20 protein-coding genes and 6 pseudogenes are annotated in these 25126 nt (G+C 55.6%); 6 read left to right on the top strand and 20 right to left on the bottom strand.

The window, feature by feature from the left end:
• Positions 1–2 precede the first annotated feature (2 nt).
• The 9 genes from tssK to CPA59_RS07040 form a co-directional block, all read right to left on the bottom strand.
• A complete protein-coding gene (gene tssK, locus CPA59_RS07080) occupies positions 3–1340 on the bottom strand; it encodes a type VI secretion system baseplate subunit TssK (protein WP_038660487.1) in 1338 nt (445 codons plus the stop codon).
• 2 nt (positions 1341–1342) lie between these two features.
• Complete coding sequence (gene tssJ, locus CPA59_RS07075; RefSeq protein ID WP_038918407.1) at positions 1343–1864, bottom strand: type VI secretion system lipoprotein TssJ; 522 nt, start codon at positions 1862–1864, stop codon at positions 1343–1345.
• Entirely contained in the window at positions 1864–3078 is a 1215-nt protein-coding gene (gene tagH / locus CPA59_RS07070; RefSeq protein WP_038918405.1) for a type VI secretion system-associated FHA domain protein TagH, read from the bottom strand. Before tagH ends, tssJ begins: the two co-directional genes overlap by 1 nt.
• Positions 3079–3080: 2 nt before the next feature.
• Positions 3081–4094, bottom strand: a complete 1014-nt coding sequence (gene tssG, locus CPA59_RS07065) for a type VI secretion system baseplate subunit TssG (RefSeq protein WP_039691354.1) — start codon at positions 4092–4094, stop codon at positions 3081–3083.
• Positions 4058–5824: a type VI secretion system baseplate subunit TssF gene (gene tssF / locus CPA59_RS07060; RefSeq protein WP_107758948.1), complete on the bottom strand. Its 1767-nt coding sequence runs from the start codon at positions 5822–5824 to the stop codon at positions 4058–4060. The genes tssG and tssF overlap by 37 nt, the downstream gene beginning before the upstream one ends.
• A gap of 2 nt (positions 5825–5826) precedes the next feature.
• A complete protein-coding gene (gene tssE, locus CPA59_RS07055; protein ID WP_013317140.1) occupies positions 5827–6258 on the bottom strand; it encodes a type VI secretion system baseplate subunit TssE in 432 nt (143 codons plus the stop codon).
• A 6-nt stretch (positions 6259–6264) separates the two neighbouring features.
• Positions 6265–7743 (bottom strand): type VI secretion system contractile sheath large subunit, encoded by a 1479-nt coding sequence (gene tssC / locus CPA59_RS07050; RefSeq protein ID WP_038660504.1) that lies wholly within the window; start codon positions 7741–7743, stop codon positions 6265–6267.
• A gap of 31 nt (positions 7744–7774) precedes the next feature.
• Positions 7775–8278, bottom strand: coding sequence for a type VI secretion system contractile sheath small subunit (tssB, locus tag CPA59_RS07045; RefSeq protein ID WP_012770486.1), 504 nt, complete (start codon positions 8276–8278; stop codon positions 7775–7777).
• Positions 8279–9127: 849 nt separating this feature from the next.
• Positions 9128–10285: a M20 aminoacylase family protein gene (locus CPA59_RS07040; RefSeq protein WP_107758947.1), complete on the bottom strand. Its 1158-nt coding sequence runs from the start codon at positions 10283–10285 to the stop codon at positions 9128–9130.
• Between the two features lie 117 nt (positions 10286–10402).
• Between CPA59_RS07040 and CPA59_RS07035 the strand changes: the two genes are divergently transcribed.
• Together CPA59_RS07035 and CPA59_RS23100 are read left to right on the top strand one after the other, a co-directional pair.
• The gene (locus tag CPA59_RS07035; RefSeq protein WP_107758946.1) at positions 10403–10660 is read left to right on the top strand and encodes a hypothetical protein; all 258 of its coding nucleotides are present in this window, start codon (positions 10403–10405) and stop codon (positions 10658–10660) included.
• A 124-nt stretch (positions 10661–10784) separates the two neighbouring features.
• Positions 10785–11033 (top strand): annotated as a pseudogene (locus CPA59_RS23100) (hypothetical protein); the annotation flags it as partial.
• A gap of 43 nt (positions 11034–11076) precedes the next feature.
• On the opposite strand, the gene CPA59_RS07025 reads toward CPA59_RS23100, so the two are convergent.
• From CPA59_RS07025 to CPA59_RS23225, 3 genes and pseudogenes are all read right to left on the bottom strand, one after another.
• Positions 11077–11397 (bottom strand): type II toxin-antitoxin system RelE/ParE family toxin, encoded by a 321-nt coding sequence (locus CPA59_RS07025; RefSeq protein WP_100849209.1) that lies wholly within the window; start codon positions 11395–11397, stop codon positions 11077–11079.
• A gap of 2 nt (positions 11398–11399) precedes the next feature.
• A complete protein-coding gene (locus tag CPA59_RS07020) occupies positions 11400–11675 on the bottom strand; it encodes a type II toxin-antitoxin system ParD family antitoxin (RefSeq protein ID WP_107758944.1) in 276 nt (91 codons plus the stop codon).
• 30 nt (positions 11676–11705) lie between these two features.
• Positions 11706–12161: pseudogene (locus CPA59_RS23225) on the bottom strand (tyrosine-type recombinase/integrase); the annotation flags it as partial.
• A gap of 157 nt (positions 12162–12318) precedes the next feature.
• On the opposite strand from CPA59_RS23225, the pseudogene CPA59_RS07010 reads away from it, so the two are divergent.
• A pseudogene (locus tag CPA59_RS07010) lies at positions 12319–12435 on the top strand (transposase); the annotation flags it as partial.
• 218 nt (positions 12436–12653) lie between these two features.
• Here the strand turns inward: CPA59_RS07010 and CPA59_RS07005 are convergent.
• Positions 12654–13676, bottom strand: coding sequence for an IS110 family transposase (locus CPA59_RS07005; RefSeq protein WP_100848778.1), 1023 nt, complete (start codon positions 13674–13676; stop codon positions 12654–12656).
• A gap of 66 nt (positions 13677–13742) precedes the next feature.
• On the opposite strand from CPA59_RS07005, the pseudogene CPA59_RS07000 reads away from it, so the two are divergent.
• A pseudogene (locus tag CPA59_RS07000) lies at positions 13743–14737 on the top strand (IS3 family transposase); the annotation flags it as partial.
• A 117-nt stretch (positions 14738–14854) separates the two neighbouring features.
• Here CPA59_RS07000 and CPA59_RS06995 read toward each other — a convergent pair.
• From CPA59_RS06995 to CPA59_RS06985, 3 genes and pseudogenes are all read right to left on the bottom strand, one after another.
• Complete coding sequence (locus CPA59_RS06995) at positions 14855–15244, bottom strand: hypothetical protein (RefSeq protein WP_107758943.1); 390 nt, start codon at positions 15242–15244, stop codon at positions 14855–14857.
• 211 nt (positions 15245–15455) lie between these two features.
• Entirely contained in the window at positions 15456–15806 is a 351-nt protein-coding gene (locus CPA59_RS06990) for a hypothetical protein (protein WP_107758942.1), read from the bottom strand.
• Between the two features lie 4 nt (positions 15807–15810).
• Positions 15811–16917 (bottom strand): annotated as a pseudogene (locus CPA59_RS06985) (RHS repeat domain-containing protein); the annotation flags it as partial.
• 61 nt (positions 16918–16978) lie between these two features.
• Here CPA59_RS06985 and CPA59_RS06980 point away from each other — a divergent pair.
• Both CPA59_RS06980 and CPA59_RS23090 read left to right on the top strand, forming a co-directional pair.
• Positions 16979–17128, top strand: a complete 150-nt coding sequence (locus tag CPA59_RS06980) for a hypothetical protein (protein ID WP_369831426.1) — start codon at positions 16979–16981, stop codon at positions 17126–17128.
• A gap of 8 nt (positions 17129–17136) precedes the next feature.
• Positions 17137–17483, top strand: a pseudogene (locus tag CPA59_RS23090) (SymE family type I addiction module toxin).
• Positions 17484–17571: 88 nt separating this feature from the next.
• Here the strand turns inward: CPA59_RS23090 and CPA59_RS06970 are convergent.
• From CPA59_RS06970 to CPA59_RS06955, 4 genes are read right to left on the bottom strand one after another with little or no spacing between them, the layout of a single operon-like run.
• Positions 17572–18159 carry a hypothetical protein gene (locus CPA59_RS06970; RefSeq protein WP_107758940.1) on the bottom strand — a complete coding sequence of 196 codons (588 nt, stop codon included), beginning with the start codon at positions 18157–18159 and terminating at the stop codon, positions 17572–17574.
• Positions 18131–23104: an RHS repeat-associated core domain-containing protein gene (locus tag CPA59_RS06965; RefSeq protein ID WP_107758939.1), complete on the bottom strand. Its 4974-nt coding sequence runs from the start codon at positions 23102–23104 to the stop codon at positions 18131–18133. The genes CPA59_RS06970 and CPA59_RS06965 overlap by 29 nt, the downstream gene beginning before the upstream one ends.
• A gap of 19 nt (positions 23105–23123) precedes the next feature.
• Positions 23124–24041, bottom strand: a complete 918-nt coding sequence (locus CPA59_RS06960; RefSeq protein ID WP_100849204.1) for a DUF4123 domain-containing protein — start codon at positions 24039–24041, stop codon at positions 23124–23126.
• Positions 24038–25006 (bottom strand): DUF4123 domain-containing protein, encoded by a 969-nt coding sequence (locus CPA59_RS06955; protein ID WP_107758938.1) that lies wholly within the window; start codon positions 25004–25006, stop codon positions 24038–24040. The genes CPA59_RS06960 and CPA59_RS06955 overlap by 4 nt, the downstream gene beginning before the upstream one ends.
• Positions 25007–25126: the final 120 nt, after the last annotated feature.

The raw sequence follows: 25126 nt of genomic DNA, 5'->3' as shown, positions 1-25126 counted from the left end.
AACTACTGGCCGCGGATGGCCCACAGTTGCATGTCCAGTTCCGGGAACTCGCCGGCGATGTGGAACGCCAACGTGTTGCTGGTGACCAGCGATTTCCAGGCCGGGCTTTGTCTGTCCAGCTGGAAGTAGCTGTAGCCGGCGTGATACGGCAGCTGACGCGGCGCCACCGGCAACGGCAGCAGCGGCACGCCGGGCAGTTGCAGGCTGATGAGTTCGCGGATTTTGTCGCTGGAGGCGATCTTGGTTTGCTGCAACAGCTGTTTGCGCAAATGCTCCTGCGGCATACGGGCGCGCACCGCCAGCACAAATTCGGCGCTGGTCATCAGCTCGGCGTCGCCCACCAGCGCCACCCGCACGCCGTAAGGCTGCGCCTTCATCTGGATCGACACCGCGCGCGGCGACAGTACGGTGCTCAGCGCCTGACGCAGCGCCATCATCAGCGGCTCAAAGCTGGATTGTTGATGCTCGTGACGGTAGGCGGGAAACTCCGGCGGCAGACGCGACTCGTCGGTAAAGGTCATCAGTTCGCCGCACAGCTGCACCAGCGCTTCGTGCAGCCGTTCCGGGTGCAGCGTACCGAGGCGCGCCAGATGCGAGAGCTGCGGCTGAGCGCGGTTAAGCAGTTGCAGCATCATGAATTCCGCCACGTCCGCCACCCCTTGCTGACCCGGCGCGGCGATGCGCTGAGACAGACTGCGGGCGCGTTCCGCCACCAGACCGGCGGACTCGCCCAAAAAGCGTTTCAGGCTCGGAATGGCGGTGACGCTGATGCTGCACGGCATGAAATTGGGGTCCAGCACCAGACCGCCGTCCGGCCGCTTATCGAGAATATTGGCAATCGCCAGCGAGGCGTAGGCGCTGCGGTCATCGCGTTCCAGCATCAGCCGCAGGCTGACCTTGCCCACTTCCACCGACACCACGTCGCCGCCTTCGCTGTGCAAATCGCGCACATCATGGCGGTGCGACTGCAAACGGGTGGCGACGCCGGCGCCCGTTTGTCCCACCTCGCTGACGCCGTTCACCGCCAGCGGCAACGCCAGATAGACTTTCTGGTTAGCCAGCGCCACATCGGTTACCTCCAGCGGCTGCGGCAGCGCGTCATCCCCCGGAATGTTGAATACCGTGCCGTCCGGCATCACGCCGGTGGCGTTCACCAGCGCGATGCGCCCGAAGTTGAGGTATTCCTCGTTGATCGCCAGCGACTGCAGGCCATAAAAATAATCGCTGAGCGCGCTAAGACGGGCATGCAGCGCGTAGTCCGTGTGTCTTTGCTGTTGCTGGAAATGCTGCGGCTTGATGAACAGCCCTTCCCGCCAAATAATCCGATTTCGGCTCGACATAGTTATTCTTCTTCTTGATCTTTCTTGATTTCGACTTCTTCACGGCGCAGATGCACCAGAAGCTGATAAGTGCGGCCGGTGTTTTTCAGCTTGACAACCTTGCGCCACTCGGCGCTGTCCGGATCGGCGTACTTGGCGATCACCCCGATGTAATGCACTTTCTCATCCAGCTTGACCGGCGGCAGGTATTTGAACTGCCCCGGCAGCAGCGTGTAGTCCTGATGACTGACGTAATTCTTGGCCAGCGCTTTTTCGATATCGGTGGTCACCTGATCGTAATCGGTGGCCAGCAGACGGGAGTCTTCCGCCAGCATCACCAGTTGAAACTCGATTGGCGCCGCTTCGCCGCTTTCGCTGGGGTTAACGTCCGGTTCCGCCACCAGGCTGAAACCGACGGTGGACGGCTGGTTATCGTTGCTGCCTATCTGAATATCCGGATTGGCCGCCACCTTCGCCATCTTGCCGAGCGTGGAACAGCCGGGAAGCAGCAGGATCAAGGCGCATAACCATAAGGCTCGCAGCATTATTTCTGCTCCTGTTGCTGGCGAACCGCGCGGTCATAGGCCTGCGCATACACCTGATGGAACAGTTTCTGGAACCCTTGCTGACGCGGCGAGGTCAGCTCGCGGTAATAGTGCTGGTACATCTGCCACGCCCAGCCGTCGTCCAGCGCCTGACGTTCGCCGCTACGGCGATAATGTTCGAACCGGCCCAGCAACGCCGCCGGCGAAAACGCCTGCAGAATGCTCTCCAGCGCCACGGCGATCGCCTGCTGGTTGGCCCGGTGATGCGCCTGCATATTACTGAGCACTTCACTGATGGCCGCCGGCGCGGACAGATGCACCGGGCTTTTATCGTCGGCAAACAGCAGCGACAGGGTATCGGTGTAATCCAGCCCCAGCCGCAGCGGGTTATCCTCGATCGGCCGCAGGTGGGTATCCGCCAGAGCCGCCTGGTCGGCTTGCAGCGTCAGCAACCCCTCCACCATCGCCTTCAGGCTTCGGCCCATCTCTTCAAGCATCTCGCGCAGTTGCTGCTCATCACCGGTATTCAGCGATACGCCCAGCCCGCGCAGCAGCGGCGCCAGCGTCACTGCGTCCGCCTGCCCGCCCAGCCCCGCCCCGGCGTGCGGGTTATCAATGGTCGGTAATTCCACAAATTTCTGATCCATGGTGTCCTCAACGGCAGAAAAAGAAGAAAGCGAGGTCGGCAGTTCGTCGCCGCGCTCACCCTCCGTTGCCAGCGGCGAGCGGCTCTGTTCCTGCTGCAACGCCCACAACGGGTCATTAAATCGGCTCGCCGTCGTCTCTTCGACGGTCGGGCTGTGTCGCTCTTCGCCGAGCCACCCTTCCAGCACGTCGCCGGGGCGCTGGCCCAGCACCTGATCGATGTCCTGCTCGCGCGCCGGATCGTCGAGGTAAACCCCCAGCCGAAACGGGCCGATCACCAGCTCATCGCCATGCGCCAGACACACCCGGCGGTCACGGCCGATGGGCGACAACGCGCCGTTGATGAAGGTCTGGCCGCTCAGGTCGCACACACAAAATTGGCCGTCCTGCAGTTCGATGCGCGCATGCTCCGGCAATACCGCCCCAAGCCGGTCGCGCAGTTGCCACTGATCTTTTTCCGACGCGCCCAGCGTGCCGCCGCGGTGATCAAACCGGTGCTGCACCTGCGAATTGATATCCAGCTGTTCGCTGTTGAGCACCACCAGAGTGAGTGGGTTGTTTTCGTTCACAATTACTCCTGCACACAAATCGTCACATACGGGTCGGCCGGCGGCTGCCCGAGAAAGCTGCTCCATCCCAGACGGCTGCTCTGGTCATCGCCCAGCCGCAAGCCTCTGGCTTCTCCTTCGGCGAAACCGAGGCGCAGGTCCCAGGCCAGTTGATCGCGCAGGATGAAGGAAACAAAACGCACCAGCGGCTGAAAATGCTCGCCGTTGGGCAGGAAACTGAGAAAACGGCTGAAACTGAGGTTATCCACTTTGAGCAGGAATTTGCCGGCGCAGTCATTCACCTTGTCGCCAATGACAAAATCCCCGCCCAGCACGCTGTTGGCGCGCCCCAGCCGGTTTTGCTGGTCTTCGAAAATCGGCACTTTGCGATGCTGCCAGGCGATGACTTCCACGTCTTCAAGGTCAAAGCAGTGAATAACCAGACCGGCCACCACTTCCGGCGAACGGCTGGGGCTGGCCAGCAGGCCGGCGTAAGACAGCATCTTGGCCCGGTTGACCGGCAGGCTGTCGCGTACCGCGTCATTGCCGAGCCCCACCAGCGCGAACATCAGCCGGGAAAAACCGTCCTCGCCGTCATTCTGGAAACGGACGTGATAGCGGTATTTACGCCAGGCGCGATGCAGCAGCGTCAGCAGCCGATGATGGAAAAAATCGAGAAACACGCCCAGTTTCTGCTCGCCCTGGGCGTACTCCCACGCCAGCTCTTCGAGGTAATACCCCGGCATCGGCGACTGGCTGCCGTGCAGACCGAGAAACGCGACTTCCAGCTCCTGCCGGCCGTCGACATCCTCCCCCACCCGCAGTACGTCGCTGGGGTGAAAACCAATCGACGCGGTGGAACGAAAACGAATGCGCTCCAGCTCCGGCCGGAAGTCGAGCGCCTGCTCCAGATCGACGCCCTCCATCTGGTTAAGCAGTTCCACCAGTTGGAAAAAGTTGAAGTGGCGCGCATCCTGGCGAAACATCGCCTGACCGGGCATTACATCATCGAGTGCTGACCTATCTGCACCGGCCATCGGTAGCGCTCCTTGTTATCGATGTTGACCACTTCCAGCAGATGGAAGGCGTTGACGCTGGCGTACAACGAAAAGAAATGCGCCAGCACGGTACTGAACAGATAGAGTTCGCCTTCACTGGAGAACGCCGATTGCCGCACCGACAAGACCGACTTAAGCCCGCGTACCGGCATCCCCTGCACCAGCCGGTCCACCGGCGTGGTTTCAATCGTCTCGATCCCCGCCAGCCGCTTGCGTGACGCCTGCTCCGCCTGCTTGTCATGCAACGCGGGAAAGTCGTAGGTACGCAGAATCTGCACCAGCGCATCACGCCGCAGCAGCGACACATAGTTCAGCGACAGGTTGGAGATCAGCGTCCAGTGCAGGCTGCCGTCCAGCGCCGGGCGCAGCGGACGGGTCGGCCGAATCAGGTTGCGGAAAGTGGCGAAAGACGGCGAACTGCCGGTCGGCACGCAGATGGCCCCCACCGGCAACTGCGCCGCACGCGAACGGTTGGTGCAGGTCAGGGTGACCGAAATGGATTCATCAAGATCGATCACCTCTTTCTCGTCGCCGCGCACAAACGACAGCAGGTGATCAAAGCCGTCGCCGCTGACCGCTTCACGCACCCGAATGCGGTAATACAGCGCCAGCCGCCCTTTGGCCCGTTCGATTTGATGCTGGAAACTTTCGAAAGGCTGATAGAGCCGCGGAATGCCGCGCGAACGCCCGTTGTTGCCCTCCACCCAGCCTTCCACCTTGTCGATGGAGAAAATTTCGAAACTGTCGGCGTGACGGTAGCTGGCTTTGAGCGGGTAATCGGTCTGGCGACCATCCAGATTGATGGGTTCGCTGTCATGGCGGAACAGATTGATGGCCGGCACGCAGTTGAGCATGAACGAGTCCGGACGGATTTTCAGTTCCGCCGGCAACGGCCGGTCAAAGCAGAAGTGCAGTTTAAAATCCGTCACCATCAGCGGCTGATTAGGCCAGCTGGCGCCGGACAACTGGAAGAACAGAAAACTTTCCGGAAAACAGAAATACTCCTGCAGGATGCGGTAGCCGGAGTAGACGTTGCCGGGATACGGCAACATCGCGTCTTCACGCTCGAAGCCGACGGTTTTCAGCACATTCGCTTCCTGGCGAAAGCGTTTACCGTCAATTTCCAGCTCAATGTGCGACAGCTGGCTGGCGATCCAGAAATAGAGTTCGTAAGCGGTATAGCGGTCACCGCCCAGGAAGAAACGCAGTTTATCGAGCTGCAAGTCCCCCAGCGACAACGGCCCGTGCAGGCCGATATCCAGCGTGATGGCGGACATGTCGTTGCCGCTTTGCGCGTTGATCTGGCGGATATCCGCCGGGTAAATCCAGGCATCGTGGCAGGTCTGAAAATGGCAGACCACATCGTCGATCGGCAGGCTGTCCAGCTCGCAGCCGCGCGACACGAACGCCGGTTGCGCGATGGCGCCGGGCAGTACCGAAAACTGCATGATGGTCATGCTGGGCACCGGGCGCAAATAGTTCGGCCACAGCATGCCCAGCAGGCCGTGAGTCAGTTCCGGAAACTCATCCTCGATCTTCGCCCGCAGGCTGCCGGTCAGAAAGGCAAAGCCTTCCAGCAACCGCTCGACATCCGGATCCGTCGTCTGTTCTGACAAAAATCGGGTAAGTTCAGGGTGTGCCCTGGCGAATTCGCGTCCCTGCAGACGCAAATAGGCGAGTTCATCCCTGAAGAAATGTTCCAGCGACATAATCACATCATTCTGTAATGGCGGTGGCTGTCCATATGAATATTGAAGGAGGTGACCTGCTCCAGATCTTCCAGCCGCACATGCGCGGTGACCTGAAACGACATCTCCAGCGGATTGGACAGATAGTCCGACGCACTGACGTCCACATGGACAATTCGCGGTTCAAAGCGACAGATACACTGTCGGATCGCTTCACGGATCTTGCCCCGGATATCCGCGCCGCCCTGCGTGGCGTCATTGAAATCAATCACGCCAAGCTCGGGTGCGCTGCGACAACTGCCGGGACGCGTATTCAGTACCTGATCGAGCTGGCGTTTCACCGACTCGATCAAGTCTTCCAACTCCGTTTCGGGAGAGGAACGGCGCTCCTCTCCCCGGATACGATCAAACAGGCTGGCCGCAGATCCCCGCTCCCAGGCAGAGAGCGACGGCATCAGTCGTTATTCCTTATCCAGACGCCCAACCAGGGACAGTTCGAAATTCGCCCCCATGTACTTGAAGTGCGGGCGCACCGCCATGGTCACCTGGTACCAACCCGGTTCGCCTTCCACGTCCAGCACCTTGATCTGGGCGGCGCGCAGCGGGCGACGGCTGCGTACATCTGCCGGCGGGTTTTCCTGATCGGCGACGTACTGCTTGATCCAGTTGTTCAGCTCGCGCTCCAGATCCTGACGCTCTTTCCAGGAACCGATCTGCTCGCGCTGCAATACTTTGATGTAGTGCGCCAGACGGTTGATGATGAACATGTACGGCAGCTGCGTACCCAGTTTGTAGTTGGTTTCCGCCTCTTTACCCTCTTTGGTGTTGGCGAATACCTTGGGTTTCTGCACCGAGTTGGCGGAGAAGAACGCGGCGTTGTCGCTGTCTTTGCGCATGGTCAGGGTGATGAAGCCCTCTTCGGCCATTTCGTATTCACGGCGGTCGGTGATCAACACCTCGGTCGGAATCTTGGCCTGCAACTGGCCCATCGCTTCATAGACGTGCACCGGCAGATCGGTGATGGCGCCGCCGCTTTGCGGGCCGATGATGTTCGGGCACCAGCGGTACTTGGCGAAGCTATCGGTGATGGCGGTACCCATCAGGTAAGCGGTGTTGCCCCACAGATAGTGTTCGTGGTTGGCGCTGATGTCTTCCTTGTAATTAAACCCTTTGATCGGGTTTTCTACCGGGTCATAAGGCAGACGGGCCAGGAAACGCGGCGCCGTCAGGCCCAGATAGCGGGCATCTTCCGACTCGCGCATCGAACGCCATTTGGTGTAGGCCGGCCCCTCAAACACCGATTTCAGGTCTTTGATGGACGGCAGATCGGTGAAGCTGTCCACGCCGAAGAAGGTCGGCGCGACGGAGGAGATGAACGGCGCGTGCGCCATTGCGCCCACCGCGCTGACATACTGCATCAGCTTGATGTCCGGCGAACTCTGGGTCAGCGCGTAATCGCCGATAACCCCGCCGATCGGCTGACCGCCGAACTGGCCGTAGCCGCTGGAATAAACGTGTTTGTAGAAACCGGACTGGGTAATTTCCGGTGCGAACTCAAAATCTTCCAGCAGCTCGTTTTTGGTCGCGTGCAGCAGCAGGATTTTGATGTTTTCGCGGAAATCGGTGCGATCGATCAGCAGTTTCAGCGAACGCCAGGAGGATTCCAGCTCCTGCAGTTCCTGCGCATGCAGAATCACGTCGATCTGCTTGCTGAGTTTCTTATCCAGCTCAACGATCATACTGTCGACCAGCGCCTTGTTCACCGGCTCGGCCGCGTTACCGCTGTCCAGAATGTTGGCCACCAGCGCGGCGATCCCCTGCTTGGCGACGTTATAACCTTCATCCACCGGGGTGATGCGCGCCTGCGCCATGATTTCTTCAAGCAGCGACGATGAACCACCGGCCGCGCCTGTCTGGGCCTGTTCTTCAACCATTGACATGTTTGTTTCCCTTCTCGTCAGTAACAATCAATTATTCGGCGGGTTTCACCAGATCCAGCTCTTTGAGCAGCTGCTCTCTGGCTTCTTCGCTGGACAACAGATCCTGCAGGCGATTACGGAAAGCGGGAATATTACCCAGCGGCCCTTTCAGAGCGACCAAGGCTTCGCGCAGTTCCAGCAGTTTGCGCAGTTCCGGCACTTGCTGGGCGATGCGATCGGGGGAGAAATCATTCAGCGAAGCAATGCTGAGTTTGACGGGAAGGTCATCCTGGCTGTCTTCTTCCAGACGGTTAGGCACGCTGAAATTCAGCTCCAGGTTTGCCTCTTTCATCACCGAAGTGAAGTTATTCTTGTCGATAGATACCGTTTGACGTTCTTCAATCGGCGTCTCTTCTGTGCGTCCTTTCATATTTCCCACCACCATCAGCGTAAGCGGCAGTTCAATTTCCGCCTGCTGACCACCAGTGGCCGGGACATATTTGATATTAATACGTTCCTTTGGTGCGACAGATGCACCGTCAGTTCCTTTTGCCATATGTCAATACCAACGTGAGGGCACCCTGGCCCGAAAAAACAAGGTCGAATCCTACTGAACGACCCGCCAGAATCCATGACAGACCAGGCTGTTCAGCGAACAAATAGGCTATTTGTTTTTCGACCGACGATATGCACGAAATAGAACCCGCCGCCTCGGCGCATTCACTCAACGCATTCTTAAACCGTATGGAATCAGTAAGCCAATAAAAAACGACAGAACTGTATTCAAAATGTGTAGATATATTTCTGCTTCGTTCGCCAATCATACACATAACGCTGACACATGGTCAACGCTAATATACTTTTGATATCCCAAAGCTCCAAAAATAAAAAAATACAATAAAAAACAACAATATAAATATAATGAACAGCTCAAAAATACACATTATTACCGGTGAAATAGTTACATAAACCTGCATTGCAATTTTCCAAAAAACGGCTATTTTTGGCCTCTCTAATTTCGTTAGATTTAAAAACAATTATCCCGCTAATTATTTTCAGGAATAAACTGATTTTTTATAGGGAATATTCACATGACGAAAAAATGATTATTTTCATGCCGAGGCATAATGCAAACGAAACATTTCATCACCATTTCCGTCATGAAAAGCAAATAAAACGCCGAATCATCGTTCAATTAAAAACCACATTGCGTGGCGAAACCTCTCTGAATCACCAGAAAAAAACGGTTTCCGCCGGCCTGACAACGGCATTTATAGGAAACCGATTCCCGTTTTATTATTCCCAATTGCAATTTGAATCAAGAAAAAATAAAAAGCATAATTTATGGAAAAATAGTTTCCATTAACGTCAATTATTCCGGTCTTCCTACGCAGACCGGAGACATTTACCCCATCGGCAACCGTTTTTCCACCAACGCCACCCACATGGCGACACCGTGTGGAATCAACGCGTCATTGAAGTCATAGCAGGCATTATGCAGCGGACGGGATGGCGTATCGCCATCGGCACCTAACCAGAAATAGGCGCCGGAACAGTGCTCCAGCATGCAGGCGAAATCTTCGGACGCCATGGAAGGTGCGATTTCCCAATGCACCTGGTTTGCGCCAAACGTCGTTTCCGCGACCTCACGCACCATTTGCGCCGCTCGGGCGTCATTTTGGGTAACCGGGTAGCCGGGGTAGTAAGCGATGGAGCCCGTGACGCCGAATACCTCGGGGATTTGCGCCACAAACTGCGCAATCAATGCCTTCACCTGCTCGCGTACAGAGGTTTGCAGACAACGCAGCGTACCGCGCAGCACCACTTTTTCCGGAATGACGTTGATGGCCTCGCCGCCGTTAATCTGCGTGATACTGATCACCGCAGACGACTGAGGCGACAGGCGTCGTGAAGGGATAGTCTGTAACGATAGCACCAGTTGAGAGGCGGCCATAATCGGGTCAGCGCCGTTTTCCGGCATGGCGGCATGGCAGCTTTTGCCGATCAGCACGATTTCAAACGAATCCAGGGAGGCCATCATCGCTCCGCTGCTCAGACCGACCTGTCCCACAGGCAGCCCCGGCCAGTTATGCAACGCATAGATGTCATCCATTGGAAAACGGGTAAACAACCCCTCTTCCACCATGCGGCGCGCACCGCCCAGATTCTCTTCCGCCGGCTGAAATACTACCCGCACCGTACCGCTAAAACGCCGGGTTTCGCTGAGATGGCAGGCGGCGGCCAGCAACATGGCGGTATGCCCGTCATGGCCACAGGCATGCATAACGCCGGAATGCCGGGATTTATAAGCAAGATCGTTCAGTTCGGTAACCGGCAGCGCATCCATGTCGGCCCGCAACCCAATAACAGGACCGGGCCCGTTCTCCAGCGTTCCTACTACGCCAGTATCCGCCAGGCCGGTATGAACCTGAAAACCAAAGGCGGCGAGCAACGTCGCCACCATCCCGGACGTCTGACGCTCGTGATAGCCCAGTTCCGGATTGGCATGCAGTTTGCGCCGCCATTCAACGGCCTGCGCAATCAGCGCCGGAGAAATCCCCATACGCATCCTCCCGTTGATTCATATCAGAGCCCACCGCCTGATATGCCGTTCCCTCTGTTCAGGAATCGCCCACAGAGAATCACCTACTCTACTCCACCAGCCCCCATGAACAAAGGCATGTCCGACAAGAACGCACGCGGGATAACCCCCATGCGCGCCATGTCATCCTTCCATCACCGTTATCGGCATTATCGCCGACATCTTGCATCGGTTCTGGATAGCGACCTGTCCGGCGCACTGATTGAAACCGGGGAAATAACAAAAGAGCAGGAAAAATCGCCTCTCATCAACGCGGCTCAACGCCACCAACTGACAAGGGAAGAGATCACTCGGCAAAACGGCAGACTCCACCCGCCTTTTGCTAATCGAGCTTAAAAGCTGCTGACTGAGGCGAGCTTGATTACCGGGAGCCGGTTACCGTGACAGGTGAATAGGTAAGGATGGTAGGTAAGAATAGTGATTAAGACGCTAATCAATCTCTGACGGGTAATTCAATAAATTGCGGATAAGTAATCCTGAAGGCAACGCATTGGCACAGGCCGGTTTTACCGCCGGGGCGTTGTTTCATATCAGCCTGTACCACAACGGGCTGATGCTGACCCGGCTGGACGATGACATCGATATCGCCGAGATGGGTGGCAGCGACACCGAAGGCGCAGACTGGGTGAGCGACAACGGCGAACTGACGCTGGCAGGCAACTGGCTCACCCAAAGCGGGTTACTCACCCCGCCGTTTAGCATTGAAGCAGGGAAGGAGCTACTTTTTGATACTGTCCGGCGACACCGTACTTTCAGTCAGTTTCATCCGTCAGCAGGTCACTTTCATAGTCCTGACCACCGTGCCAGATGCCCAGTACCGTTACCCGCTTTTTGTCTTCCTCCACCATAAAGGCAATGACCGTTCTTTTACGATAGTTCGTTACACGAAGCCCTGCCAGAAGGTCATTACGGGCGTTTCCCCTCGCCGGGAACAGGGATAGTGATTCACAGTAATCAACCACACTTTCCGTGTAACTCAGCGCCGTGTTGGGTGTCGCCGCCTCCGCGATATAACGATACAATGCAGCCAGTTGTTCTTCCGCTTCAGGGGCGAACACCACCTGATACTCCATTATTACTCTCCGGTTGCCTTCTTATGCTCGGCTTTCAGTCTGTTTCTGACGTCGTTACTGCTGAGGCTGTCCGTTTCACCCCGTTGCAACGCATTCCAGGCCGGAACAACCTGCTCCTGCAACCATTTTTCCACCGCATTATCGCGTGCCAGCAGTGCCCGAAGTCCCTCCCGGATAACCTCGCTTTCCGACGCATATTCGCCACTGGCGACGCGCGCTTTGACCAGCGCCGCCATCTCATTCGGCAACGTGATACTCATCTGCTGTGTCGTTCTCATTGGTAACCCCTTTCTCCCGCCAAGTAGGATTTAATCATACTCGTTCTTTTGCCCCTTGTCAGGAGCTGCTCGTGTCGTTTTCTTCCGGCGAACCTTTCGTTTCCGCTCTGCCGGGTGCGTCTTCTCATCATGCACCTGTTTCAGATGCCCGATAGCCACTTTGGTGTATATCTGCGTCGTCTCCAGTTTTTCATGGCCTAAGATAGCCTGGATATACCGCGTATCCGCTCCGTTCTCCAGCATCTGCGTCGCCATCGAGTGCCGACGCCACGGCCTTTTTCAGGTGTGCCTCATCACGTATTGCACGGCCTGCCAGTATCGTCAGCGTTGACCGTGCCAGCCGTTTGACCATACCGTCACGAACAGATAACCGCTGTCGTGCTTCGTCGTCAGCCTTAGCCTCACCGCGTCCAGATAGCGCTGCACCTACACCAGCGCCCGCAGACCATTGTCTTTACCCTGTCGAACCACCAGAACCCCGCGCCCACGTCCACATCGGCCAGCATCTAACCTTTCGGTCGCTGGTTAAGCGAAGCCGGTTTCAGTAACTGCGCAAGCAATACTGTAAGTATCCCACTAAACCGAACCATTCACTTTTAGAGATCTTCCGACATACTGATTATGTCCCGTTGAGGAGATCGCTATGCGCAAAGCCCGATTTACCGAGCACCAGATCATCGCCGTTTTGAAGTCCGTTGAAGCCGGACGTACCGTCAAAGACGTCTGCCGCGAAGCGGGAATATCCGAGGCTTCGTACTACATCTATGGACTACCTCCGTTTTGCAAGCACTGATTCTGGTTTTGGGTTGTTGCTTACATCTATCCGGCATCAGGAAAACCTGTGCCCAAATGGGTAATCCGCACACGATCGCCTCAACAACTGGACGGCCTCTGAGGCCAGTATAAAAATCAGGTTCCGATTGTGCAGGTGCAACCTGTCACCATTTCTCAGTACACTGCAACTTTTCTGGCTGGGAATTAACTTCCGGCTGCCTGATATTCTGTATCATTTCTCAGCATCGACCAGATTATTCTCGCGTTCTTGTTAGCTACCGCCACGGTCGTTTTATTAAACCCTCGCCGTTCCCTCAACTGATTAACCCACTGATGCAGACAGCTATCATTCTTATTCGTGGCAACCCTGACGACAGCGCGGGCACCATGAATAAAAAGAGTCCGCAGATGCTTGTCGCCTTTTTTCGTCATATTCATGAGAACTTGCCTGTCACCACTTGAGTGTTGCCGGGGAACCAGACCAAGCCACGCGGCGAAGTGACGACCATTTTTAAATTCAGTTCCTTTGCCAATAGCGGCAACAACAGCCGTTGCCGTTTTAGGACCAATACCTTTAACTTTGGCAATGCGCTGGCAGGCTTCAGATTGCCTGAACACAGCCTCTATTTCTTTATCAAAAAAGTTTATGCGACGACCAAGATCGTTAAAGAGATCATAGAGTTCTGCAATCGTCCTGCGCATTCTGGTACTGAGACCATTTTCTGCATCTTCAAGGATCAGCGGAACTGCATGACGAACTCTTGAGACCGCTGCACCGATTGTTATTCCCCGGTCGAGCAGCAGTCCTCTGATTTGACAGACGGTTGCAGTACGATGATTGACAATACGTTGTCTTGCACGGTGCAGAGCCTGAATATCCTGCTGTTCGGGACTTTTAGGCGGAACAAACTGCATCGTGGGTTGCATAAGGGCCACAGCTATCGCCTGTGCATCATTACCGTCATTTTTTTGCCCACGAACAAAAGGTTTTACATACTGTGGGCTGATGACTTTTACTTTATGTCCCAGTTTTTCAAACTCGCGTTGCCAGTAAAATGCCCCTGTTGACGCTTCGATACCAATCAGACAGGCAGGAATATTTGCCACCGTCTGGAGTAATTCTTTTCGGCCGGTACGTTTTGTATAAACCGGTTTGCCAGCCTGGTTTAATCCGCAAAGCTGGAAAACATTTTTAGCCAGATCAATACCCAGAAATACGATATTCATGGTGACTCTCCTGTTGAGCATATTTCGTACAGTTAACCGCAGGGGGAGGAGGTAGTCCATCCCATTAACTGGAAAGCGAAGTTTGGCGGAATGGAAGCCTCTGATATCAAAAAGATGAAAGATCTGGAGGACGAAAACCGGCGACTGAAACAGATGTTTGCCGATCTCAGTCTGGAGTGCCGGGCACTCAAAGATGTTATTGAAAAAAAGCTTTAAAACCAGCGATAAAGCGTGAGCTCGTCAGTTATCTGACCGCGCAGTTTACGATGAGCATCAGCCAGGCATGCAGGACGTTATCGTTGAGCAGGACGGTCTATTTTTATCAGCCTGACACCCGGCGTGATGAGCCGGTCATTCAGGCACTGACCGACATGGCGGAACGCTATCCGCGATACGGCTTCAAGAAGTTGTTCCAGAAGCTACGCAGGCAGGGGCATGCATGGAATCACAAACGCGTTCATCGTATTTATTGCTTACTGAAACTGAATTTTCGTCGTAAAGGAAAGCAACGTTTGCCCGTGCGTGATCCAGCACCATTGGCGACGCCGGAACACCTGAATCAGAGCTGGTCAGTGGATTTTATGCATGATGCGCTGGTATGCGGCAGACGTTTTCGTACGTTTAACGTGGTGGATGATTTTAATCGTGAAGTGCTGGCGATAGAAATTGACCTGAATATACCGGCACAACGCGTTGTTCGGGTGTTGGACAGGATAGTGGCAAACCGAGGGTATCCGCTAAAGATGCGGATGGATAACGGCCCGGAGCTGGTTTCGCTGACGTTGGCACAATGGGCGGAAGAGCATGGTGTAGCACTGGAATTTATTAAACCGGGCAAGCCGACACAGAATGCCTTTATCGAACGTTTTAACCGGACGTACCGGACAGAAATACTGGATTTTTACCTGTTCAGAACACTGAATGAAGCGCGTGAAATTACAGAACGCTGGCTGCATGAATATAACAGCGAGCGTCCCCATGAATCGCTGAATAACCTGACGCCGGAAGAATATCGGCTGATGGCCGAGAAACCGGAAATCTCAAAAAGTGTGTGGAACTAAAAGCGGTCTACTTACAGAATCATACTCCGGGCTGAACCGGGCGAGATGCTGGCGTAATAATACAGACAGCTAAATATAAAAAAGCCGGAAGGATCGTTAGATCGCTTCCAGCTTTTTTTATAGAAACGCCACTTCTGCACTTCCTATTTTTTTAACTGACAGACCTGAGAACTTAATACCTATACCGTGTTCAGCATCCCCTACCCATCTAAATAAAAAACCGAACTCATTTTCCATATCAGGAAAAATATAAATTTTCATCAATTTAAAAGAAACATCTTTTCTATTATAAACGGATGCAATATATGAAGATATTTCCCTTTCTGATATTTTAAAAAAATCCTCCTGATTGTTAATTATAAAATTAACGTCATCCACCATCTTTTCATCACTGGAATCTGATTCCAGATAAATAACCTGAACGCCTACCCCATTAAAGACATTTAAATCAACATTTACTGCAACACCTTCATCATCTTCATAAAATTCAAAATCATCACTGTTCATTTAAACCTCTCCATTTCTATTTACAAGCTTTAGGTGGTTTAGGCGCATTCATTTCTTTAGCAATACATTTAGCTTCAGGTGACTCATACTCCACACCGTGATGGCAGGATCATGCTCTGGGCTGAACCAGGAGCAATGCTGGCGTAATAACACTAACGGCTCAATATAAAAAAGCCGGAAGGATCGTGAGATCGCTTCCGGCTTTTTATTTTTAATTATATATACCTTTATCTTCAGCCTTTTCAATGAACAGATCCTGTAAATCCCCTTGGATCTCTTCATCACCATAAATCAATTTAAAATCATCATCTATTCCAGGAGGAAAATGAGAGCCATCAATAGTCCCTAGTATTATTGACGCTGTATCTGTAATAGTTATTTTAAAAAAATCAAAAATAGCCTCCTTATCCTCATCACTAAGTGACGACAAGGCTCTTCTAGCTTTTGCATAAACATCAACACCTTCATCAGGTGCCTTTGTTAAGCTATTCTTATAACGAAGAAAATTATCTTCGAGCGCTTCATTGAAAATTGAATCAACAAATTTTTCACTACCAGACATAAAATCATCTCCCAAAGTTTTTATATCTCACTTCCGGATACATTGATTTATTCAAATCAATCAACTCACGTAATTTAGCATTTGGAACATCAGGATAAACTCTTCTAAGCTCTTTAATATCTCTAGCGATAACATCCCTAGCGGAGCTGAATGGTTGCCCTGTCGTCGGATTTATTTTACTTCTTGATACTATTCCAACACCCTCTTTAGAAAGAGTATGACCTTCTTTAGGAACTAACATTGAGGGGGCTGTTTTAGGATCGTAATCTTTTACTAAATCTTTCATTATTGCCTTTTGACCAACATGGTGGGCATCTAATTCAAGATTTTTTCCTTTCACTGAGTTTCGCAGATCCTCATAACTTCCTACGTCCCATTTTTCAGGACACTTAGTTAGACCTAGAGGGTCAACCCAACAGAAGGGGTTAGGAACATACCCCTGCGGCCTTATCCCCCCCAACAACCCTATCGGGTCCGCCGAGATATACTGCCCCAGTTCCGGGTCGTAGTAGCGGTGCCGGTTGTAATACAGCCCCGTCTCCGCGTCGTAGACCTGACCCTGATAGCGCAGCTCGCAGTACACTTCCTCGTTGGCCGCGTCGCCCAGATAACGCCGCAGCGGTATGGGTCGCTTATCTTCCCGGTACGCCCCCCACAGCCCCTGCTCGCCGCGCCAGTGCACGTCGCCCGTTTCGCTGCACAGCTCACGCGCCGTCCCCGTCAGGTCCGTCACGATATAGTGCAGCCGGGTTTCCCCCGCCTGCTCCTCCACCTGCGCCAGCGGCCGGAAACTCCCCGGCTCGTACACCCACTGCACCGCACGCGCCACGCTGCCGTCCACCCGGTACTGCGTCTGCCCCGACAGCTGGTCGCCGTCCCACCGGTACGCCACCCGCGCTACCGCCTGCGCCGACGGCACCTGGCCCTCGCGCACCTTGCTTACCCGTCGTCCGAACGCGTCGTAACGATACCGCCATCGCGCCCCGTCCGGCAAACTCACCCGCACCAGACGGTCCTGCGCGTCCCACTCAAACCGCGTTTCCTGCGCCCGGAAACCGGGACGGCTTTCCCGTCTGACCGCCAGACGACCGCACGCATCGTACTGATACTGGGCAGGCCACTGGCTGAAGGAAGCCGGGTTCCGCACCGGGCAACCGCTGAAGCTGCGCGTGATGCCCGGCTGCATTGTCATCACCACGCAAGATATCCGTGCGCTGTGGCAGGACCTGCACGCGCTCAGTATTGCCGCGTTCGATGAACAGGCGGTGGCACAGTGGCTGAGGGGGTTTCCCGGCGAGCTGGATTTTGGAGGCGCACAATGAGCATCGATATGGATATTGATATCACGTGGCAGCAGGGCGACCCGCCGGAACTGACCCTGAGCGGTACCGCACTGGCACAGGCCGGTTTTACCGCTGGGGCGTGGTTTCACATATCAGCCTGTACCGCAATAAGCTGATGCTGACACGGCTGGACGACGACACCGATATCGCCGCGCTGGTGGCCGAACTGGATGGCAGCGGGACAGAAGACGCGGACTGGGTAAGTGACAACGGCGAACTGACGCTGGCAGGCGACTGGCTCACCCAGAGCGGCTTACTCACCCCGCCGTTCAGCATTGAAGCCCTGCCCGGTAGGATTATCCTTCGAGCTGAGCCGGGTGTGATGCTGGCGTAATCACGCTGGCAGCTAAATAAAAAAAGCCGGAAGGATATTGAGATCGCTTCCGGCTATAAAACACTACTGATATAGTACTTAATAAAAATCACATAATGATATTAAAATCATCATTTCCAATAAGAGAGTTCAAAAATGACTTACAAACCGTATCATCCTCACCAAAGGATATAATACCAAACCCTATATCACCATGAGGATATATTGCCAACTTCAATTCCAAGTTAATCATAAAAAAAACCTGACCTAGCACCCCCCCATGCCCCATGATCAATCTACAAATATCCATAAAATCATTATTATCAAAATGCAGACTTAATGAAGTCGCAGGCAAAGGAATCTCACCATACAAATAACTTTCAAAATCATCACTCAGAGGCTTCAAATAGTTATTAACCTTAGCATAGTCATATATACCCCCATATTCTTTCAATATATCACCATCAGTCTCCCTTTCATCATCAAAAGACAATGCTGACAGAGCAAAAAAACCACCCCAATGAGGAGAAAAAAAATCACGCACTATTTCTATAGAGTCATCAATCAATGAAATTGCAAATGGAGATTTTTTTTCAAAACAACCGACCCATTTTTTTGATGAACTAAAAGAACTAAAATCAATATCAACCAAGTTAAAATTAAAACTATTACTTGTCAATTTTAATGATTTTTCCATCACTCATCCCTACCGTAATCTTTTTACTCGGAGTAGGTGCATTTTTCCCTATCCCGACCTTCCACTCCCCAAGCTTATCACTGTGAGTGGTATTACTCTTACTCCATATCTCTCCTGTGTTTTGATTTTTATAATCACCACCTCTTATTTTTGTAAAATCTTCAGGATGTGACGATGGAGTACGAACAATATCCCCAACTTCAGCCGAGTTAACCTTTTTCTTCGGATTGTCTAAATGACTTGTCCCTGGACACCCAACCAACCCCAGCGGATCGACCCACTCCAATGGATTGTGAACATAACCTTGAGGTCGGATACCACCAAGTAAACCTATCGGGTCCGCCGAGATATACTGCCCCAGCTCCGGGTCGTAGTAGCGGTGACGGTTGTAATACAGCCCCGTCTCCGCGTCGTAGACCTGACCCTGATAGCGCAGCTCGCAGTACACTTCCTCGTTGGCCGCGTCGCCCAGATAACGCCGCAGCGGTATGGGTCGCTTGTCTTCCCGGTACGCCCCCCACAGCCCCTGCTCGCCGCGCCAGTGCACGTCGCCCGTTTCGCTGCACAGCTCACGCGCCGTCCCCGTCAGGTCCGTCACGATATAGTGCAGCCGGGTTTCCCCCGCCTGCTCCTCCACCTGCGCCAGCGGCCGGAAACTCCCCGGCTCGTACACCCACTGCACCGCACGCGCCACGCTGCCGTCCACCCGGTACTGCGTCTGCCCCGACAGCTGGTCGCCGTCCCACCGGTACGCCACCCGCGCTACCGCCTGCGCCGACGGCACCTGGCCCTCGCGCACCTTGCTTACCCGTCGTCCGAACGCGTCGTAACGATACCGCCATCGCGCCCCGTCCGGCAAACTCACCCGCACCAGACGGTCCTGCGCGTCCCACTCAAACCGCGTTTCCTGCGCCCGGAAACCGGGACGGCTTTCCCGTCTGACCGCCAGACGACCGCACGCATCGTACTGATACTGATGACCGCCGCGCTGCGTCACCCGGCCGGCCGCATCGTAACCCGCCGACGACTGCACCGCCGCATTTTTTGCCGACAGCCGCCCGGCTCCGTCCGGCGCTATCGCCGACACCTCGCACAGGTTCTGCTCGCTGTCGTAGCCAAACAGCCGTGCCTGTTTCTGCCGCCCCTGCTCGCGCCGCTCCGCCGTCACCTGCCCTGCGCCATTGAGCCGCAACGCCTGCTCGCCCCAGTGGCTGTCGCGGATGCCCGTCAGACGGTCCAGCACGTCGTACTGGTAGCGCCGCTCCAGTACCCCATTCACCCCGTCCAGCGCCTGAACCGCCAGCAGCCCGGTGGCGCTCCACTCGTGGCGCAGCGCAAAGCCTTCGCCGTTGCTGCGCAGCTGTTCATACCCCGACGCCGTGTGGCTGAACGTCAGCGGCTGATGCGAGCCGATGCTCAACGTCGTCAGCCGCCCGCCCTGCCAGCCAAGACTCAGCGACGACAGCAGCCCTTCCACCACCGACCGCTGCCCGCTGTCGTCGTAGCCGCTGCGCACCTCTTCGCCGTTTACCCGCTCCGACACCACCTGACCGGCACGGTTATAGTCGTACTCCACCACCGCGTCCGGGCTCGCCGCCTTCAGCAGCCGGCCCGACAGGTCATAGGCAAAGGTCGTCGCGCCCTCGCTGGCACCGTCTGCCCGGACCGCCTGAATCTCGCTCAGCCGGTCGCCGGCGTCATACCCGTATTCAAGATGGCTGCCGTCCGGCGCCGTGCGCCGTGTCAGTCGGCCCGCCACATCGTAACCGTAACGGTACACCCGGCCGTCATAATGCCGTTCTTCGCTCAGCCGGCCACTGGCGTCAAACTGATAGTGCCACGCCTGCCCCTGGCTGTTGGTCACCCCGGCGAACTCCGATTCCGCATTGTAATGATAGCGGACGGTCGCGCCCAGCGGGTCGGTCGCTTCCAGCAGGTTATCAAACGCCCCATAGCGGAACAGGTAACGCTGCCCCAGCGCATCCGTCACCGAGGTCAGATTGCCTTCCGTATCATAGCCAAAGCGGGTTTCGCTGCCGTCTTCGTACACCACTTTCGACGGCGTGTCGCGCCCGCCTTCATAGTCCCAACGCCGCACCTGCACGCCTTGTTCATGTGCGATGTGCCGCTCCGTCAGCCGGTCTTGCGCATCGTAGAAAAAGGTCACCGCCGGCGCCTCGCCGGGCTCCAACCGCTCCAGCAATCCACGCCGGTTGTAATGATAATGCTGCTCGCGGCCATCCGGCCCGGTTACCGCAGACAACAGCCCCTGCGCCGTGTAGGCATGATGCCAGCTCCGCCCCTCCGGGTCGCTGGCCGTTTCCACCAGCCCCTGGGCATTGCGCGCATACTGCCAGGCGTTACCCAACGGGTCGGTATAAACCAGCAATTGACCGTCATCGTCGTAATCGTAACGGTGTAGGCTCCCGTCCGGCAGCGTCACCGCCGTCACCTGCCCCCAGTCGTTACGCTGATATTCGGTACGCTGGCCCAGCGGGTCGGTCTGCGCCGCCAGTTGGTTGTTGTTGTCCCACTCGAAGTGAACCTCGCCGCCGTCCGGCTCACGGCGCAGCAGAATATTATTGCGCGCATCGCGCACATAGGTGATCACCCCGCCGAACCCGCTGTGATAGTGGTTGGTGAGGTTGTCCGGGTCGTAGCTGAACGAGCCGGGCCAGAAACCCTCTGCCGTTCTGTCGCGCAACGCGCGGCCCTGTTCATCGTAATCGTGTTCGACCCAGGTATGAGCCAGATCGGACCAGCGCAGCAGCCAACCTTCCGGCGAGTAGCGGTAATCAAAATTACGCCCTTCGCCAGCGCGCACGCTGAGCAGATGACCTTGCGCATCATAGCGGTAGCTGGCCAGCGTTTTTAGCGTCTGACGGTGCTCATCGCACAGGGTCAGTTTGACTATCCGCCGCCGCTGCGTCTCCACATGCACCAGACGCCCGTCCGGCAGGGCTATCCAGCACAGATCGGCGCGATCCCACAACAGGGCGATTCGGTTACCCGCCTGATCTTCAATCGCGCTAAGGCAAAGTTGCAGCCCCAGGGCATGCTCAAAGCGATAACGCACGCCGTCCACGTTTTGCAGCACGAGCTGACCCTGTTGACGAGTCAATCGCCACGCCGGATTCGACGCCGCCCGGCTGAACGCGCCCTCGTCAGGCAGCACGAACACCGCCTGATTGAACTCGCCGTCGGTCAGCGTGGCGATCCCGTTTTCCAGCTCCAGGCCCATATCCCAGTTGGTGCGCCACAGCGCCCCTAACAGCCCCGGTTTTCGCTCCCCGCCTGAACGGTAATACCGTTTCATGGATAACGGCAGCAGGCTCGTCAACGTAAAGTCGGTGCGCCAGTCCACCACGTAACCGGTCGCCATATCCACCGGTTCGCCCTCGCTCTGACACTTCTCGCTGCCGGCTTTACACGCCTTGTCGTCTTCCCCGGCTTTTTTCTGCTGTGGGGTGCTATCCGGCTGTTCGCCCTTATTGCTCCCGGCGCTAATGTCCTCGGTTTCTTTCGACGGTGCGCGTCGTTTCTTTTCACTCACCGCATTTTTCGGCTTTCCGTCATCGGCTTTGGTTATTGCGTTGTCGGATTTTTTGGTAACCGGTCTGCCTTCTTTGATGCCGTCGGCTTTGGTTTCGGCTTTTTTCCCTTCCCCCGACTTGGTAGTAGTTGCCTCCGGTTTTGCCGCCTGACTTTCAGCATGCGCCGGCGCTTTCGGCGCTTCGGCGGCCTTAGCAATGCTCCCCTTCGGCCTGGCGCTGCCGCTCACGCGGGTGACTACCTTGCCGATAAACTCATTGAATTTGGACTCGATGTAGGCCAGCGCGCTGTCATATTTGGCAATCAGCTTTTCCAGCGCGGTGATCATGGCGCTGAAGCTGTCTTTCATCAGCGACACAATCCAGTTGTTTTTAAGCGCGGACTCGGCCAGCACCTGTTTGAGCGCCGCGTGGATCTTCAACAACAAGGCCTTAGCCTGCGCGCCGTAGTTCCTCAGCTCGGCGCGCAGTTTGGTCAGCCCTTTCACCAGATTGCCGTCCGATAGGCTGCGGATAGTCCTGATGGCGAACTGCAGCTCTTTCGGCGTCCCGACCTTGAGCGCGCGGATAATCGCCCGTCCGCTGACCTTGAGCGCATCCCCCAGCCCGGGAATGACGCCAATCGCACAGAGCGCGCCTTCGGCGATATGCAGCGGGTCTTCGAGCTTGGCCGGCTCCTTGTAAGACTGCCAGCTCCACTCGCCGATCGAATACACATCCATCGCCTGCCCGACTACCGGAATAAAACCCAGCGCGATTTCACAAAACAGCATCAGCGCGGCGTTGTCATCTCCGCCTTTGTCCGCCACTTCCGCCGCCAGGCTGTGATGGATTTTGTTAATCGCCTGTTTGAGCTGACGGCTGCCGCGATTGACGCGTTTATCCAGTTCCCAGAAACGGTCATAGGATTTGCGGTACTCCTTGGGAATTGAGGTAAAAAGCCCCGCGCCATCGACATCCACATGACGATCGCTGCTGTCATCCGCGTCGTAGGTCACCAGACCTTGCTTGCGCAGCAACAAAAACAGCGTGAAATATTCCCCCGCCAGCGTTGCATAAGCCGGGTTCGCCTGTAATACCGGGTTGTTTTCCACGGTTTCACGGGGTTTGAAATCGTCGGAACCTTCATCCAGCATCAGCTCAAACGTGCCGCATCCCATGTCGTAAATTTTGCACAACCCTTTGGCGTCGGTTTTGCCGTGAATCTCCGTCTTATTACTATCAACCAGTACGAACGGCGCGTTGGGCACCGGTTTCCCGGAGTCATAGTGGTAATAAATAAGCACTTCACAGCCGCATTTGGCGCAACCGCCTGAAATTTGGTTATCCGTGGCAAAATTCTGATTGGCTGCGTCTTCACTCGACAACAGCGTCGCCTTTTTATCCTGACTCATGACAAGTCATCCCTTTTAGTTATGCGTCGTCCAGTTGGTCAATCGCCGTCTTATACAGGCGGTCCATACGGTTTTGCGCGCCGATATATTCCGGCTGCGCCAGAATCTCCTGCGCCCACGGCTGATAAACAAAGGCCGGCTCCAGCTCGGTGGCCAGCGCCAGATAGCGCACGATATCCCGATCGTTATTAAATCCCTGGATACGGGCCTGTTCGGTTTGTTGGCGGGTGAAATTCAGCAAGGCGTCGTCATCGCTCGCCTGCCAGCGCTGGTGATGGGTTTTGAGGTGCGCCATATAGCTGTCCAGCGCCTGACGCGTAGCCGGCGCCAGCAGTGCCTGCCACTGCGCCTCGCTGAGCGAACGCGGCAAGGTATCAGGCAGATTGTGCGCGGTCCGTTCGGTCAGCGTCAGGCTCTGCACGGCGCCGTCAGGCGCAATGTCGCAGAACGTGGCGATCGGGCCGCAGAGCGCGGTAGCCTCCTGCGCCGAACTCGCCGCCAGCAGCGGCGTAAGCACCTCCCAATCGCTGATGCGCAGAATGGCGCTGTCTCCCTCCTGGGTGGCGACCAGACTCCACTGCCGCAGGTGTTTCACCAGTTCCAGCAGTTGGTCAAGCGGCGAGTAGGCCTGCATAAACCAGTCGAGTTGAACTCCGACTCCCCAGCCCGGCTGCGTTAACAGATGCTCACGCACCTGCGGCCAGTTGGTCGGGTGGACGGGAATACAATAAGGCGATACGGAAGCATGAACCTGTCCGGTTTCTCCCCAGTACAGACGGGTTTGTTCCAGGCTACCGCCCCAGCGCTCCGCCAGCCAGGGAACCGCATCGTTCAGCGCCGCTTCGGCGACCACGAAGCACCCGCCCGCGGCCAGTCGCGCCTGCCAGGCCGCTTCCGTTTCCGGTTGCAGACTCAGAAAAGATTGAGACAGCGTCACGGCATAACCTCCGTCGTATCCGGTAATTCGCCCCGCATCCAGCCGGGCCGGTGATAATGAAGGCGAACGTCTTCCACCCGGGCGGATTCGGATTTAAAAATCCGAATGCTGTCGCCCAGCGAATAACGCTCGGTCAAATGAATAAAAACCGGGTGATGATAAAACTCGCTGCCGATGATCCAGCGGTGGGCCGACCAGGCTTCGCACTCCGTTTCCGAGGCAAGCGGATACCGGATGCGGGCCAGCGTAACGCCGCTGAGAAAGCGGCTTTTCACCACCTCGATATCCAACTGCATCCAGTGCAATGTGCCGGCATAAAGAAACAGCTCATTCGCCAGCCGGTGCAGACGATTGTCGTTGGATAACAGATAAAACTGGTCGCGATTCAGTGTAATCAGATAATCGTCATCGGTGGATTGACGCACTGGCTGCCTCTCATGATGGTCCGCCAGCACGTGGTAGCGGCAAGGGGCGGCGGGGTCATCCTCCGCCAGCGGCAGGTACAAACCGGTCAAAAGCCCCATAAATGCCATGCGCTCATCGTCGTTGAGCGTTTGCCACCACAGCCGCAGCACAGCCGGTACATAGCTACGCAACAGCGCCAGCGTACCGTCCGGGTAACGACAGCGCAGACGTTGCTGCCAGAAATCAGCCACTGGTGTCAGTGACTGCTCGCTATGCATCAACATCACGCCCTGATGGCGCGCAGGTTGCGTATCCGCCAGCCAGTGCAGCAGTGTTTCCCCCGGCCCGCCTTCGTCTACCTGCACCACCATCGGCGCCCAGCGCTGCCAGTCATCACCGGCACCTTCAAAGCGTAAGGGTTGCCACATCTGCGCCGCTCGCGGCTGAAACGCGCGCCAGAAATCCGGCAATGCCGGATACTGCATCGGATCGACAATGGCATACAGCGGCAGCGAGCAACGCTGACTGAGTTCAAACAGGGTATAGCCCGTTATCGTCATGATTTTTTCACTGGGATAATTAATCGATATTTAAATAAGGAGAAAACCGGAATGAGAACAGCGACAAACGTCGTCAGAGGAAATGAATTCCACCACGACGGCGAACAAAAATAATCTATT

Source organism: Dickeya sp. Secpp 1600 (genome assembly GCF_003049805.1).
GTDB lineage: Bacteria > Pseudomonadota > Gammaproteobacteria > Enterobacterales > Enterobacteriaceae > Dickeya > Dickeya fangzhongdai.
Note: the sequence above shows the minus strand (reverse complement) of the source record. Positions and strands in the feature narration are given on the sequence as shown.

Bases quoted from the DNA above. Each gene is read 5' to 3' on its own strand.
- tssK (WP_038660487.1), bottom strand. From the start codon at position 1,340: ATGTCGAGCCGAAATCGGATTATTTGGCGGGAAGGGCTGTTCATCAAG.
- tssJ (WP_038918407.1), bottom strand. From the start codon at position 1,864: ATGCTGCGAGCCTTATGGTTATGCGCCTTGATCCTGCTGCTTCCCGGC.
- tssG (WP_039691354.1), bottom strand. From the start codon at position 4,094: ATGGCCGGTGCAGATAGGTCAGCACTCGATGATGTAATGCCCGGTCAG.
- tssF (WP_107758948.1), bottom strand. From the start codon at position 5,824: ATGTCGCTGGAACATTTCTTCAGGGATGAACTCGCCTATTTGCGTCTG.
- tssE (WP_013317140.1), bottom strand. From the start codon at position 6,258: ATGCCGTCGCTCTCTGCCTGGGAGCGGGGATCTGCGGCCAGCCTGTTT.
- tssC (WP_038660504.1), bottom strand. From the start codon at position 7,743: ATGTCAATGGTTGAAGAACAGGCCCAGACAGGCGCGGCCGGTGGTTCA.
- tssB (WP_012770486.1), bottom strand. From the start codon at position 8,278: ATGGCAAAAGGAACTGACGGTGCATCTGTCGCACCAAAGGAACGTATT.
- CPA59_RS07040 (WP_107758947.1), bottom strand. From the start codon at position 10,285: ATGGGGATTTCTCCGGCGCTGATTGCGCAGGCCGTTGAATGGCGGCGC.
- CPA59_RS07035 (WP_107758946.1), top strand. From the start codon at position 10,403: ATGTCCGACAAGAACGCACGCGGGATAACCCCCATGCGCGCCATGTCA.
- CPA59_RS07025 (WP_100849209.1), bottom strand. From the start codon at position 11,397: ATGGAGTATCAGGTGGTGTTCGCCCCTGAAGCGGAAGAACAACTGGCT.
- CPA59_RS07020 (WP_107758944.1), bottom strand. From the start codon at position 11,675: ATGAGAACGACACAGCAGATGAGTATCACGTTGCCGAATGAGATGGCG.
- CPA59_RS07005 (WP_100848778.1), bottom strand. From the start codon at position 13,676: ATGAATATCGTATTTCTGGGTATTGATCTGGCTAAAAATGTTTTCCAG.
- CPA59_RS06995 (WP_107758943.1), bottom strand. From the start codon at position 15,244: ATGAACAGTGATGATTTTGAATTTTATGAAGATGATGAAGGTGTTGCA.
- CPA59_RS06990 (WP_107758942.1), bottom strand. From the start codon at position 15,806: ATGTCTGGTAGTGAAAAATTTGTTGATTCAATTTTCAATGAAGCGCTC.
- CPA59_RS06980 (WP_369831426.1), top strand. From the start codon at position 16,979: ATGCCCGGCTGCATTGTCATCACCACGCAAGATATCCGTGCGCTGTGG.
- CPA59_RS06970 (WP_107758940.1), bottom strand. From the start codon at position 18,159: ATGGAAAAATCATTAAAATTGACAAGTAATAGTTTTAATTTTAACTTG.
- CPA59_RS06965 (WP_107758939.1), bottom strand. From the start codon at position 23,104: ATGAGTCAGGATAAAAAGGCGACGCTGTTGTCGAGTGAAGACGCAGCC.
- CPA59_RS06955 (WP_107758938.1), bottom strand. From the start codon at position 25,006: ATGACGATAACGGGCTATACCCTGTTTGAACTCAGTCAGCGTTGCTCG.